Source organism: Pseudomonas sp. 05N36, assembly GCF_056397385.1.
This window is the reverse complement of the sequence record NZ_JBFTNH010000026.1, coordinates 14868-28844: the sequence shown is the minus strand read 5'-3', so window position 1 is coordinate 28844 and position 13977 is coordinate 14868. Positions and strand designations below refer to the sequence as shown.

Sequence of the window (13977 nt, the reverse complement as noted above, 5' to 3'; positions counted from 1 at the left end):
CTGCCAGGTGGGGTGTCAGTGCTGCTGCACAAAGTCCAGAATCAATCGGTTGACGTGCTCGGCCGCTTCCATCTGCACCATGTGCGCCTGACCTGGCAGGACCTCGACCTGGGCCTTCAGCCCGGCACTATGGTTCGCCGGAATAATCGCGTCGTCACTGCCCCAGATCAGCAACACTGGCTGCTGGCCGTCCTGCACCACGCCGCGCAGATCGAGCTGTTGCGATCCTTCTTTGAACAAGCCTGATACCAGCAGGCGCAAGGCCGCGCCCACTCCTTCCAGACGCTTGTACTTAAGCATGTCTTCGAGCATCTGCCGGTTGACCAGATCGGGATTGGAGAACAGTTTCACCAACTGTGGCTTGAGGGCATTGCGGTTGGCAGCCTCGACAAAACCTTCCAGGTAATCGCCGTTGATGCCCTCCCCCAGACCAGCGCTGCCGATCAAGATCAAGGACCGTACCCGCTGCGGTTCCAGACGCGCAATGTTCAGCGACACCGCTCCGCCCATGGAATGCCCCACCAGATGCGCGGCGGGAATGTCCAGGTGATCAAGCAGTGCCAGCACTACGCCGCTCAGCTCATCCAGGTCTCCGCGCTCAAGCTGCTTGGTAGACTCGCCATGGCCCGGCAGGTCCAGGGCAACCACCCGGCGCCCGGCGGCCAATGCTTCATGATTGAACATCCAGTTATTCAGGTCACCGCCAAAGCCGTGCACCAGCACCAACGGGACCCCGCCTTCGCCGCGCTCGAAGTAACGGATCAACCGCCCGTCCAGCTCGACCTTTTGCGGCTTCGGCCCGCGGTCCTCCTCGGCGCCGTCCCCGGGCACGAACGTGGCCTGAAACTGCTCGACGACTGCATCGATCTCGACCTCGCTGGCCTCGCCGTCGACCACGATGCCGAGCAACGCACCCACCGCGAGGGTTTCATCCTGGCGGGCGATCTGCCGACGAAGCACCCCGGAAAAAGGCGCCTCGACACTGCTGGAGATTTTGTCGGTTTCGACATCCAGCACTTCGTCACCCTTGGCGATGACCTGGCCTTCCTCCTTGAGCCAGGCATCGACCCGGCCCTCGGTCATGGACAGGCCCCACTTGGGCATGGTCAAGGTATGGATCTGGCTCATGAACGCTTGCTCCACTCGATCAGTTTGAGCACGGCGCTCTCGATCTTCGCCGCGTCGGGAATGTAGAGGTCTTCCAGGGCATCGGAGAACGGCACCGGCGTGTGCGGCGCGGTCACCATCTCGATCGGCGCCTTGAGCGAGGCGAATGCTTTTTGCGCCACCAAAGCTGAAATATCAGTAGCCATGGAGCAACGCGGGTTGGCTTCGTCGATGACTACCAGGCGTCCGGTCTTCTCCACACTTTCCAAAATACTGTCTTCGTCCAGCGGGCTGGTGGTGCGCAGGTCGATCACCTCGCAGTCGATACCGCGCGCGGCCAAATTGCGCGCGGCGTCCATCGCGGTGTTGACCGTGCGGCCATAGGAGACCAGCGTCACATCCTTGCCATCACGCAGGAAGTTGGCTTCGCCGAAGGGAATGGTATAGAGCTCTTCCGGTACTTCACCCTGCATGCTGTAGAGCATTTTGTGTTCACAAAAGATCACCGGGTCGTTGTCGCGGATCGCCTGGATAAGCAAACCCTTGGCGTCATAAGGTGACGACGGGCAGACCACTTTCAGCCCCGGAATGTGGGTCCACAACGAGGTCAGCATTTGCGAGTGCTGGGCAGCGGCCCGCAACCCGGCGCCGACCATCGTGCGGATCACCAGTGGCGTGGAGGCCTTGCCGCCGAACATGTAGCGAAACTTGGCCGCCTGATTGAGGATCTGGTCCAGGCAGCAACCGGCGAAGTCGACGAACATCAATTCACATACCGGGCGCACGCCACAGGTCGCGGCGCCCACCGCAGCACCGACATAGCCCAACTCCGACAATGGCGTGTCCAGCACTCGTCCAGGGAACTGGTGATAGAGGCCCTTGGTCACGCCCAGCACCCCGCCCCAGGCGTCGTTTTCACCGGGGGCACCGGCACCGCCGGCGACGTCCTCACCCATAATGAACACGCTGGGATCGCGGCGCATTTCCTGAGCCAGAGCTTCGGTGATTGCCTGCTGATAACTGATTTTTCTCGCCATGATGAAGGTCTCGATTCTTGTTATAGGGGGCGTTCAGGGATAGGAAACGTAGACGTCGGAGAGCAGATCGGCCGCGCTCGGCTTGGGGGCAGACTTGGCCTTGAGCACGGCGTTCTCAATCAGCAGGTCCACCTCGCTGTCGATCTGGTCCAACTGGCTGGCCTGCGCCCGCCCGGCGCGGATGATGCGTTCACGGAACTGCATCAAGCAGTCGTTGTGCTCGCGAAAATGCTTGACCTCGTCCGGCGCCCGATAGGTCTGGGCGTCGCCTTCAAAGTGACCGTAATAGCGCGTCAGCTTGACCTCGATCAGCGACGGCCCCTCCCCGGCCCTGGCCCGCTCCACTGCGGCACCGGCGGCTTCGTGAACGGCGAAGAAGTCGAAGCCGTCCACCGTGACCCCGGGCATACCGAAACCGGCAGCGCGGTCGGCAATGTGATCGCAGGCCACCGACCAGTTGGAGGCCGTGGCTTCTGCGTAACCGTTGTTCTCGGCAATGAACAGGCACGGCAGATTCCACACCGAGGCCATGTTCATCGCTTCGAATACCGCCCCTTCGTTGGAGCCGCCGTCACCAAAGAACACCACCGCAACACTGTCGGTTCCCTTGAGTTTGGCGGCCAGGGCCGCGCCCACGACCAGCGGCGCACCGGCCCCCACAATGCCATTGGCACCGAGCATGCCCTTCTCGAAATCGGCGATGTGCATGGAGCCACCTTTGCCTTGGCAAACCCCGGTTTTCTTGCCGTAGATCTCGGCCATCATCCCGTACACATCGACGCCTTTGGCAATGCAGTGGCCATGACCACGGTGGTTGGAGGCAATGCAATCGTCATCCCTCAAATGGGCCATGACCCCGGCGGCCGAGGCCTCTTCGCCGGCATACAGATGGACAAAACCGGGAATCTCACCGGTGGCGAATTCCACGTGCAGGCGCTCTTCAAAGACGCGGATGGTGCGCATCACCTGATAGGCATGCAGCAATTGATCAGCGGTTAGCTGTGTCGACATTTTTATTCTCCAGGGTGTCTTGAGACGAGAGGTTCAGAGGGTGCTGCGGGTGTTCACGGCCGATGGCCAGAAGTCGCTGTTGCGCTGCATAGTCCAGGACCGCATTGACATCGATGCTTAGCGGACCGCTGGAATCGAGGGTGACGGTGGGCCGGTCATTGGCGTTGAATTCGATCTCCCGCTCGCCATCCAGAGCGAGGGTTCCGCTGGCCAGGCACAGACGATGGGCGACACCGGGTTCAAGGCTTCCCGCAGCGAGTACGCCGCAACCTTGCAGCAGGCCGGGAGCCAGAGGCACCAGCAGCGCTTTCGGAGATTGCGCATCGAGGCGCATCCAGCCCCCACCCGGAGCCTGACGCGATACGGGAAACCACAAGCCGCAAAGGGCCGAGATGCCAATGGACTGAGGTTCGGCGAAGGTCACAAACACCTCGGCCAGATCGCCCCCGCGACTGATGGCCCGTGCGCCGACGAAGGGCAACGAGGACACCGCCACGTCCACCAGGGCCATCTCGCACAGGCCACGACTCGGCTCGCGCACCAACAAGCGTTTATTGCGGCGCAAAGCGATCTCGAGCGGGATCCGCCCACTGACAAACAGCCCGCCGGCCAACCCGGCGCTGGTGGCTTCACGCAGTTCCGGAAAGGCGTTGTTGGTGCCGGTGGACAGCGTCAGCAGCGGAATGTCGCCGACTTCAGCGGCCACCGCCTTGTGAGTACCGTCGCCGCCCAGCACGGCGATCAGCGCAACGCCGCGTTCGACCATCCAGCGGGCCGCGTGACGGGTATCCTCGACACTTTGGCGCAGGGTCAGGTCGAGGAACTCAAGGGCTGGCCAGTGACTGCTGCGAGCCTGGCGGCCGTGGCTGTTTTTCAGCACGGCGGCGGCGATGCCGGTCATATCTGTAGGCATCAGCACCCGTTCGACACCCGTGGCGCCAAAGGCTGCCAGCAAGCGCTGGATCACCGAGACCTTGTCGGTGCTGCAAAACAACCCGGCGTTGGCGGTCAGGCGTCGCACGTCCCGGCCGGATGCCGGATTGGCAATGATCCCTACGGTCAGCGGCGCACGACTCATGACGCCACCACGGGCAGAACAGGGAAAGGATTTCGGCAGGACATCGGGCACCTCTTTTTATTATTGGGTTGCCAGTCAGGCTGGTTGCCAGAGCTAGAGCAAGGCCAGTGCCAGATCCGCAAAAACACCTGCATAACCCCGTCGTAGAGCGGTCCGATGGGACCTCGAGGGTGGCCGGAATCAAGCCCGAATGAAACGCGTGATGTCAGGCTGCACGAGGTGGCGGCGAGACCGTGAGACATCGCGTCTCACCGCCAGCCCCGGTTGACCCGACGCTTGTCTGCGGTCAATGAACGGCGCTTAATAGCCACACAACTAAAAGAAAATGGACCCGGAGGCCTTAATGCTTTCCGCACACTCAAAGGCGCATGTGGATTGCGTCAGCCGTGTTTTGAAGAATGCCGGGCACCTGCCGCAGCTGCCTGTGTCGGACTTGATTCTCGACTCCTGGCGCCGCTCCATGGAGCAACACCACCTGGACCCCGGTTCGCTACAAGGACCGCGGATCCTCTCACAGAACGTGCTGCAGGAATGCCGCGAGCGCTCCGAGTTATTCTTGCGCATCGCCAGTGAAGAAGTCGCCCGCCTCCACGGTCGGGTCCGCGATGCCGACTACTGCGTCCTGCTCACAGACGCTCAGGGCCAGACCATCGACTACCGCGTCGAAACCTCCATCCGCAACGACTGCCGCAAGGCCGGTCTTTATCTGGGCACTTGCTGGTCGGAAGGTGAGGAAGGTACGTGTGGCGTGGCGGCGGTACTGACCGCGCGAACGCCGGTCACTGTTCACAAACGCGATCATTTTCGCGCCGCGTTTATCGGTCTCACCTGCTCAGCGGCGCCGGTCTTCGACCCCAAGGGCGAACTGCTCGGGGTGCTCGACGTTTCGGCGGTGCGCTCACCCGATGACCGCCGCTCCCAACACCTGATCCGGCAGATGGTGGTGCAGAGCGCGCGTGAAATCGAACAGGCATTTTTCATGAGCAGCGCCCAGGGTTACTGGGTGCTGCGAGCCCACAGCAGCCCGGGCTATGTCGACAGCCAACCCGATTACTTGCTCGCCTGGGACAACGACGGCTGCTTGCAGGCGCTGAACCCGGCTGCGCGGCAATGGTTGTTGCACAGTTTTGGTCAACTGCCGGAACATATTGGCCAAGTGTTTGATCAGCAGTTGCTGCATCGGATCAGTGACGAGTCGCTATGTCTGTTGCACAGCCAGGGTGGCCACACGCAATTGCATGGTCGCCTCAGCGTGCCACGGCAGGTGAAGCGCAACGCTTCGCGACTGGCACTGACACCCGCCGAACTCGACCCGCGACTGGAAGAAAGCCTGCGCCTTGCAGTGCGGGTTAAAGACCGCAACCTGCCGGTGCTGATCCAGGGCGAGACCGGCTCCGGCAAGGAAGTCTTCGCCCGTCAGCTGCACCAAGCCAGCCAGCGCCGCGAGCGGCCGTTCGTCGCGGTAAACTGCGCGGCGATCCCCGAGAACCTGATCGAAAGCGAATTATTTGGCTATGTCGCTGGCGCCTTCACGGGTGCCTCGAGCAAGGGCATGCAAGGTCTGCTGGAACAGGCCGATGGCGGCACTCTGTTTCTCGATGAAATCGGTGACATGCCCCTGCCCTTGCAAACTCGGCTGCTGCGGGTTCTGGCCGAGGGTGAAGTGGCGCCTCTGGGCGCCTCACGGCGCAAAGCGATCGATCTTCAGGTCGTCTGCGCCAGCCACCGCGATCTGGAAGGACTGGTCGCCGCGGGCGAGTTTCGCGAAGACCTCTACTTTCGTTTGAATGGAGCGCGCTTCCAGTTGCCGCCGCTGCGCGAACGCAGTGACCGGCTGGCGCTGATCAACCGGATTCTCGATGAGGAATCGACGCTTTGCGCAGAACCTATGCACCTCGGAGGTGCAGCTCTGGAATGCCTGCTTGGCTACCGCTGGCCAGGTAATGTTCGCCAGTTACGGCACGTGCTGCGTTATGCCTGTGCGGTGTGCGATTCAAACCTGATTCAGGTCAGCCATTTGCCCGAGCAACTGCAAGCTCACCGACTTGATGGCCCAAGCTCTGGCGACACCATTGATTGCTGCGCGAGCCCGGAGCGCCAGGCACTGCTCGATGCCTTGGTACGTCACCGCTGGAAACCCACCGCCGCCGCCAAGTCTTTGGGTATCTCCCGGGCAACCCTGTATCGGCGGGTGCATCAGCACGGCATCGACATGCCTGGCAGAAGCCAGGTGTAACGCCTGGCGCCCCTGGCAAGCCGCTGTAATGAGCACGCGTATCGACCCGTTCAACAGAAATGCACTCGTCACTGCGGCATCAGGGTGCGGCTAAAACCTTGGCATGGAACACACGTCCGGCACGTCTGCCGGCGCTACCTCGGCCCATGAGTGCTCACCTGACGCCATTTGCCCGTTCAGTCCTTGATCGATTTGGGTATCGCAATACGGCTACTGGTCTTAACCTCGCGCAAAGCCAGACTGGACTGAATGGATGCAATACCTACCTGCTGGTTCGGCCAATCAGTACAGCTGATGTTCACCTGCTGCCTTTAGGTGCCGACGCAGTAAGCTTGAGCGCAATGCGGGATTTGCTGCGCGCCCTTCCCCTCTATCTCGACGCGGCGGGGCAATAAAAGCTCTCTGCCTGCCCAGCAGGCAGCATACGGAACTGCTAGTGTTAATCCGCATGCCGTCAAAGTCCCTGCAGTCGGGTGGGTGTGAGCCGCAGTTTTGTTCGTGACCACGTGCTACGCCTGCCGCTGCTGTTCGTTGGCAGTGGTGTACCCAAGATTTTCTTAATCCATCGAATGGAGCTTAATCCAGGAGAAAAATCATGGCGAAGGTACTGGTTCTCTATTACTCAATGTACGGTCACCTCGAAACGATGGCTGGCGCAGTAGCCGAAGGCGCGCGATCTGTACCCGGCACCGACGTAACGCTCAAGCGTGTCGCTGAAACCATTCCGGCCGAACAGGCAGCAGCCATTGGCGTCAAACTTGACCAGAAGGCACCGGTGGCGACACCTGACGAGTTGGGCAATTACGATGCAATCATCTTTGGCACACCGACGCGCTTCGGCAATATGGCGGGACAGATGCGCACATTTCTCGATCAGACCGGCGGACTGTGGATGAGCGGCGCGCTGGTCGGAAAAATCGGCAGTGTCTTTGCATCGACCGGCACCCAGCACGGTGGCCAGGAAACCACTATTACATCGTTTCACAGCACACTCCTGCATCAGGGGATGGTCATCGTGGGTGTGCCTTACACCTGCGCAGGGCTGACCAACATGAGCGAGATTACCGGCGGCACGCCCTATGGCGCGACCACCCTGGCAGGCACTGACGGTAAACGGCAACCGTCACAAAATGAACTGGATATTGCGCGTTTCCAGGGTAAACACGTCGCTGAGCTTGCACTAAAGATCGCGGGTTAACGAAACGGAGAAGCCAACGTGAGCACCTTGAAACTTCACCCTGCACTGGACAATGGTATCCAACCCGCCGCCGCGAATTTCACAGGTGGCACCCTGCAGTGCCTGTGTGCGACCGACAAGGTCGAGATCAAGATCGACGCACAAACCCTGCATAACCACGCGTGTGGCTGCAGCAAATGCTGGAAACCTCAAAATGCAATATTCGCCGTCATTGCCGTAGTACCTCGGGATAAGGTCAGCGTCATTGCCCACGGTGAAAAACTGTCAATCGTCGACGAAAACGCCACCATTCAGCGGCACGCCTGCAAGCAGTGCCACGCCCATCTCTTCGGGCGCATCGAGAACAAGGACCATGCGTTTTATGGTCTGGACTTCGTCCACACCGAGCTCTCTCCCCAGAGCGGATGGGCTGCGCCGAGCTTCGCAGCGTTCGTGTCCTCCATCATCGAAACCGGCACACCGCCAGCGCAAATGAAGGCCATCCGTGAACGCCTGCGCTCGATCGGCCTGGAGCCCTATGACTGCCTGTCCCCGGACTTGATGGACGCAATGGCGACTCATGTCGCCAAACAGAAAGGCCTGCTCCCCGCCGCCTGAGTGATCGGCCGCCGCGGTTTCTTCGTCGGGCCGCGGCCCCGACATCCCAAACAACGCGTCTGAGCGGATCGTACCCACAGGTTCGAGCCGTGGCCTTCGGCCCAAGCATTGGCTGCCGGACGACATCGGTATGTGCGTCGGCGTCTACACCCACCCCGCTCCTGATGCAACCTACCAAAAAATACGAGCGCAGCAATCGCGATGCAGAGATCCGATTACGCCTATGCACTGTCATGCCTCTTCTTAGGAGGTGATGTGTAAAAACGATAAGTGACGGAGCGTCATCTACAGCCTGAGGAATCATCGTTTGTACCAGCTATAGCCCTGAAATCTAATCCATCGCAAACAACTAACAATAACTCGCAAGGATGTGAACTGCGATGGAGCAGATCCAAACATGACCCCTACGTATTCCCTACCGACCCTGGGAGCGTCAATCCTGCTGATCGTAGTCCTGATCGGTAAATTCCGTGTCCATCCGTTCCTCTCCCTCATCGCAGCAAGCCTGCTAGTGGGGATCGGGACAGGAATGGCCCCAACGGCAATCGTCTCGGCTTTTGAGAAAGGCATGGGCAGCACGCTAGGTTTTCTTGCCGGCATCATCGGTTTAGGCAGCATTCTCGGCAAGCTGCTTGAGGAGTCTGGCGGCGCCAAACGTATTGCGACCACACTCTTGAGGGTGCTGGGTGAGAAGAATGCCTCTTGGGCAATGATGCTGGTCGGCTTCATTGCAGGTATTCCAGTTTTCTTCGAGGTCGGATTTGTCCTCCTGATTCCCCTGATCTATGTCGTCGCCCGTCAGACCAGGATCAACGTGTTGTACCTGGGAGTACCGTTGGCCATCTCACTGATGGTTGTCCACTGCATTCTCCCTCCGCACCCAGCCGCCACTGCCATTACAGGCATGCTGAATGCCGACATCGGTAAGGTGATTCTGTACGGCCTTATCGTCGGCTTGCCAACGGCGGTTATTGCCGGGCCTATCTGGGTGAAGCTGACCTGCACTCGGGAGGCCCCTGAGGGCCAAGCTCAGTTTCTGGCTGCCCGTAGCGAAGCGGTCATAGACGACAGCAAGGCACCAAGCTTCGGTATTGCGATGGTGACGGTGCTTCTGCCGTTGGCTCTGATGGTCGGCAAGACACTTGCTGCACCTTTGCTAACGAAAGGCTCAATGACGCTTGAGTGGGTCTCGTTCATTGGCAACCCGCTGATTGCTCTCGCGCTGTCGATTTGCTTCGCGTACTGGTCGCTAGGCCTGCGACGTGGGCTTGGCATGGGCGCCCTGCTCAGTCTGACCAACCGCTGCTTCCCGCCACTGGCTGGCATTCTCTTGATTATCGGAGCCGGCGGCGCGTTCAACGACATGTTGGTAGGCAGCGGTATTGGGAAGGCGCTGGCGGACGTGCTGGGGCAGTCCCAAATCAACCCGATCATTTTGGCATGGCTGATCGCTGGGTTAATGCACTTCGCTGTTGGCTCCGCCACGGTCGCCATGATTAGCACCGCAGGCATGGTTCTACCTATCTTGGGTCAGCACCCTGAATACAGCCCTGAAATCCTTGTTATCGCCATCGGTGCAGGTGCAATCGGCTGGACGCATGTCACTGACTCAGCGTTCTGGGTCGTAAAAGAATACCTGGGTATTCCCTTGTCTGAGGCCATCAAGAAATTCACTGGCGCCACTGTACTCGCCTCCTCTGCGGCGCTGGTATTCACGCTAATACTTTCCAGATTTGTGTGATGAACCTTCCCTCTTCACCTACGACTTATCGAAAGGTAGTTCCTATGATTCAAGGTAAAACACTAGATGCCTGGTATGACAGCCATCCCATTATCAAGGAACTGGTTTCACTTCAGGAAATCACCTGGTTCAATCCAGCTATTGCATCGGTGTCCATCGCACTGGGCGATGTAGGCCTGAACCATAACGACGTCAAAGATGCCAGTGAACGCCTCCGCCGCTTTGCACCCTACATCGCCAAGGTGTTTCCGGAAACGGCAGCGGCGGACGGGATCATCGAGTCCGGTATCCAGCCACTGAAAAAATTCCAGCAAAGGCTTCTGAGTGAAGCCGGCCTTCCTGGCGTCGGTTCGCTGTGGCTCAAGAAAGACAGCGATTTGCCTATCTCTGGCTCGATCAAGGCGAGAGGGGGTATCCATGAAGTGCTCAAACACGCTGAAGACCTCGCCCTGCAAGCAGGCTTGATCAAGCTGGACGATAACTACGAGACATTGGCCAGCGACTCCGCGCTTGAGTTCTTCAGCCGCTACAAGATTGCGGTCGGCTCCACGGGCAATCTTGGACTATCCATCGGCATCATGAGCGCCAAGCTGGGCTTTCAGGCAACTGTCCACATGTCGTCGGATGCCCGCCAGTGGAAGAAGGATAAGCTACGGGCCAGTGGCGTGACGGTGGTCGAGTACGAGTCCGACTACAGCGTCGCGGTCGAAAACGGGCGTCTGCAAGCCGAAAAAGATCCTGCCTGCTACTTCATAGACGATGAGAACTCGCCACATCTGTTCCTGGGCTATGCGGTTGCAGCCGAGCGCCTGGCTCGACAGTTCGAATTGGCGGGTGTGCGAGTGGACGCCGATCATCCTCTCTTCGTTTATCTGCCCTGCGGTGTCGGCGGAGGCCCTGGAGGCGTTGCGTTTGGGTTGAAACTTGCCTTTGGCGACGCGGTGCACTGTGTTTTCGCAGAACCGACCCACTCCCCCTGCATGATGCTCGGGGTCTACACCGGCCTGCATGATGAGGTGAGTGTCCAGGAGTTCGGCATCGACAACATCACCGCAGCTGACGGATTGGCTGTTGGCCGCCCCTCCGGCTTCGTAGGAAAGGCGATGCAGCGACTTATCGATGGTTACTATACCGTCACGGATGAAGAGCTTTATCGCCTGATGTTCCTGGTCCATGAGCTTGAGAATGTAAAACTGGAACCCTCGGCCTTGGCAGGTGCGCCAGGAATTGTGCGGGTACTCAATAATGAAAAGTATCTGGAGCGCATCGGCGTCTCTACGGCTAAGTTAGCCAACGCAACGCACTTGATTTGGGGAACAGGCGGAAGCATGGTGCCTGCCGCAGAGTTCGCTACCTACCTTGATAAGGGCCGTGCTCTGCAACATCCTGCGCAGTAATGACAACGCATGGTTCGTCGACGGCGGTTGACTGGAAGGGGGTACAGCAATGCCAGAACTTGGTCTTACGAAAGCTCCGAAGCTTAACGGAGTCCATCTGTCCAACCTGCATACTTTTCTCGTCGCCGCCCGCCATCTCAGTTTCGCCCGCGCAGCGGAGGAACTGTGCCTGACCGCCAGCGCAGTAAGTCACCGGATAGCTCGTCTGGAGGAGGAGCTATCGCTCAAGCTTTTCCACCGCTTACCTAGAAAGGTCGAGCTGACCGATGATGGTGAGCGGATTTTCAAGGTGATGCAGCAGACCATGGATAAGCTGTCCGAGGCTGTGCAGGAGCGTTCGCACGCTCGGATCGAAGGGCAACTGTGCTTCTATGCAAGACCTTCGGTAGCCCAGTGCTGGCTGGTTCCGAGGCTATCCGATTTCACTGCACGTTATCCCGGGATTCAACTGGATGTTCGGGTTGGCAATGAACCGATCGACTATCGAACCCGACGTATTGACCTGGTGCTTTGCTATTCGAATGGTGAGCACCCTGGCCTTGAAAGCGTTCGACTGATGCCAGAGCGAATTGCGCCAGTGTGCAGCCCGCAATACGCCGAGGCACATGGTCTGGTGGGACATCCGGAGCGCCTGTCGCAATGCACTGCGCTGCATGATGTCGCGGCGTGGGACAACATTTCGTTCGATGCGGAATGGCGTCTTTGGCTTGACGCGGTTGGCGAGCCCACCGAGCTTCCCAGTCGTTTCATGACGTTTGACCGATCGGACTTGAGCACCCTGGCCGCAATCAATCATGCAGGTGTGGCGATTGGCCGGGAGCAACTGGTTCGCAAGCGAATTCAGGATGGCGAACTCGTACTTCCGTTCGGTGGATTTAGAGAAGCGGTGAACTATGGCTACTACCTGGTTCATCCTGCTCACGAAACGATGCCCAGAAGGCTTCAGGTGCTGATCGATTGGCTCATCGAGCAAGCGGATAATTGAAACGTCGAGACTGCGTGTAGCTCAACAAACGCCCCGAACAAGTCGGGGCGTTTGTTGAGCTAACCTTCAGTGCGTTTTCACACCTTTCTAACACAGGGGGACATCGGGCGTCGGATAAAAGCCTCCACCCGATGTAAGTCGATGACGAATTCACTTCGCAGGTTTAATCCACCTCGCTGATGCAGACCACTTTAGGCTGCGTCATGTCCTCATACGCAAATCGAACACCTTCGCGCCCCAAACTTCCGTACTTAAAACCACCGAAAGGCATGGCATCGAAACGATAATCGGAAGAATCATTGATCATCACACCACCCGCTTCAATCTGACGCGCCAGTTTCAAAGCCGTGGAAATATCACGTGTGAAAAGGCCGGCGTGCAAGCTGTATTCTGTTGCATTGGCCATAGCAATAGCGTCTTCCAGATGGTCAAAAGGCTCCAGGATAACCACCGGCGCGAAGACTTCCTGCATCCAGATCGCACTGCTATGCCTCACATGCTCAAGCACGGTCGGCGCATAGCTTCCCCCTTGGCGATGGTGCCCACACAGAAGAACGGCCCCCTCAGCCAGTGCATCGCTTACCAATTGTTCGGTACGACGGGCCGCCTGTTCCGTAATCATCGGGCCTACATCCGTTGCCCGCTGGTCAGGATCACCCACTACTAAGGCACGCGTTTGGCTGACAAAACGCTCACGGAAGTCCTCATAAATTGAACTATGTATAAGGATGCGTTGAGTGCCGATGCAATTCTGCCCTGCTGCCCAAAAGGCACCAGACACACAGGACTCCACGGTCGGTTCGATATCACAATCTTCAAGCACAAGTACCGGGGCATTTCCTCCCAGATCCATTGCCAGCTTCTTCAACCCTGCACTACGAGCAATGGCCTCACCCGTGGCAAAACCACCCGTAAAGGAAATCATCCGAACTTCGCGAACCTCTACCAATGCTTTACCCAAGTCGACGCCACCCGTCGCCGGGGTAATCACAGAGGGTGGAAGCCCCGCTTTCACCAAGCACTCAACGAGCTTGAGTGCAGACAACGGCGCGAGTTCCGAGGGTTTCAAAATCACGGCATTGCCACCAGCGATTGCCGGGCCGAGTTTATGAGCGACCAGATTCAGTGGATCGTTGTAGGGAGTGATCGCGACGATAAGCCCCAACGGTTCCCGCGTGAACCAACCTTGACGCGACTCCGATCCTTCATAAGCCCCAAATGGAATCACTTCCCCGGCGTTACGACGAGCCTCTTGCGCCGATAGCTTCAGCGTGTTCACACAACGCTTCACTTCCTTCTCTGCTTGTCGCAGCGTCTTCCCCGCCTCTGCAACAATGAGTTTGGCAAACGCTTCAGCCTCAAGCTCTACACGCCGGGCCGCCTCCTCAAGAATGCGCGCACGCAGGTGACGAGGCATTGCCGCACTCTCGCGCACGCCGATTCGCGCGCGTTCCAGCAAGCCAGGAACTGCGGCTGCATCGAGGCAAGGGACGCTCCCTACCAAGCGACCATCGAATGGGCTGAACACATCAATCTGTTTGGCTTCAACAAGCTGGATACTGGCCATGCTGGATACGCTCATGACTATCT

The 13977-nt window shown here is 58.9% G+C and carries 11 protein-coding genes and 1 pseudogene; 6 read left to right on the top strand and 6 right to left on the bottom strand.

The window, feature by feature from the left end; translation table 11 throughout:
* Positions 1–15: 15 nt before the first annotated feature.
* Genes AC1DIH_RS25445 through AC1DIH_RS25430 form a run of 4 tightly spaced genes read right to left on the bottom strand, consistent with a single transcriptional unit; the run spans position 16 to position 4233 of the window.
* Positions 16–1128, bottom strand: coding sequence for an acetoin dehydrogenase dihydrolipoyllysine-residue acetyltransferase subunit (locus AC1DIH_RS25445; protein ID WP_477773725.1), 1113 nt, complete (start codon positions 1126–1128; stop codon positions 16–18).
* Entirely contained in the window at positions 1125–2144 is a 1020-nt protein-coding gene (locus tag AC1DIH_RS25440; RefSeq protein ID WP_477773724.1) for an alpha-ketoacid dehydrogenase subunit beta, read from the bottom strand. The genes AC1DIH_RS25445 and AC1DIH_RS25440 overlap by 4 nt, the downstream gene beginning before the upstream one ends.
* Positions 2145–2177: 33 nt before the next feature.
* Positions 2178–3155: a thiamine pyrophosphate-dependent dehydrogenase E1 component subunit alpha gene (locus tag AC1DIH_RS25435; protein WP_477773723.1), complete on the bottom strand. Its 978-nt coding sequence runs from the start codon at positions 3153–3155 to the stop codon at positions 2178–2180.
* Positions 3133–4233 carry an ATP-NAD kinase family protein gene (locus AC1DIH_RS25430; protein ID WP_477773722.1) on the bottom strand — a complete coding sequence of 367 codons (1101 nt, stop codon included), beginning with the start codon at positions 4231–4233 and terminating at the stop codon, positions 3133–3135. Before AC1DIH_RS25430 ends, AC1DIH_RS25435 begins: the two co-directional genes overlap by 23 nt.
* Before the next feature lie 343 nt (positions 4234–4576).
* On the opposite strand from AC1DIH_RS25430, the gene AC1DIH_RS25425 reads away from it, so the two are divergent.
* A complete protein-coding gene (locus AC1DIH_RS25425; protein ID WP_477773721.1) occupies positions 4577–6469 on the top strand; it encodes a sigma-54-dependent Fis family transcriptional regulator in 1893 nt (630 codons plus the stop codon).
* 176 nt (positions 6470–6645) lie between these two features.
* Here AC1DIH_RS25425 and AC1DIH_RS25420 read toward each other — a convergent pair.
* A pseudogene (locus AC1DIH_RS25420) lies at positions 6646–6741 on the bottom strand (Lrp/AsnC family transcriptional regulator); the annotation flags it as partial.
* A 323-nt stretch (positions 6742–7064) separates the two neighbouring features.
* On the opposite strand from AC1DIH_RS25420, the gene wrbA reads away from it, so the two are divergent.
* The 5 genes from wrbA (at position 7065) to dsdC (ending at position 12387) form a co-directional block, all read left to right on the top strand.
* Positions 7065–7667: an NAD(P)H:quinone oxidoreductase gene (gene wrbA, locus AC1DIH_RS25415; protein WP_477773720.1), complete on the top strand. Its 603-nt coding sequence runs from the start codon at positions 7065–7067 to the stop codon at positions 7665–7667.
* Between the two features lie 18 nt (positions 7668–7685).
* Complete coding sequence (gfa, locus tag AC1DIH_RS25410; RefSeq protein WP_427542462.1) at positions 7686–8264, top strand: S-(hydroxymethyl)glutathione synthase; 579 nt, start codon at positions 7686–7688, stop codon at positions 8262–8264.
* Positions 8265–8661: 397 nt separating this feature from the next.
* Positions 8662–10005: a GntT/GntP/DsdX family permease gene (locus AC1DIH_RS25405; protein ID WP_477773719.1), complete on the top strand. Its 1344-nt coding sequence runs from the start codon at positions 8662–8664 to the stop codon at positions 10003–10005.
* Positions 10006–10049: 44 nt separating this feature from the next.
* A complete protein-coding gene (locus AC1DIH_RS25400) occupies positions 10050–11402 on the top strand; it encodes a D-serine ammonia-lyase (RefSeq protein WP_477773718.1) in 1353 nt (450 codons plus the stop codon).
* Positions 11403–11451: 49 nt separating this feature from the next.
* Positions 11452–12387 (top strand): DNA-binding transcriptional regulator DsdC, encoded by a 936-nt coding sequence (gene dsdC, locus AC1DIH_RS25395; RefSeq protein WP_477773717.1) that lies wholly within the window; start codon positions 11452–11454, stop codon positions 12385–12387.
* Positions 12388–12550: 163 nt separating this feature from the next.
* Here the strand turns inward: dsdC and AC1DIH_RS25390 are convergent, their stop codons facing one another.
* Positions 12551–13969: an aldehyde dehydrogenase family protein gene (locus AC1DIH_RS25390; protein WP_477773716.1), complete on the bottom strand. Its 1419-nt coding sequence runs from the start codon at positions 13967–13969 to the stop codon at positions 12551–12553.
* Positions 13970–13977: the final 8 nt, after the last annotated feature.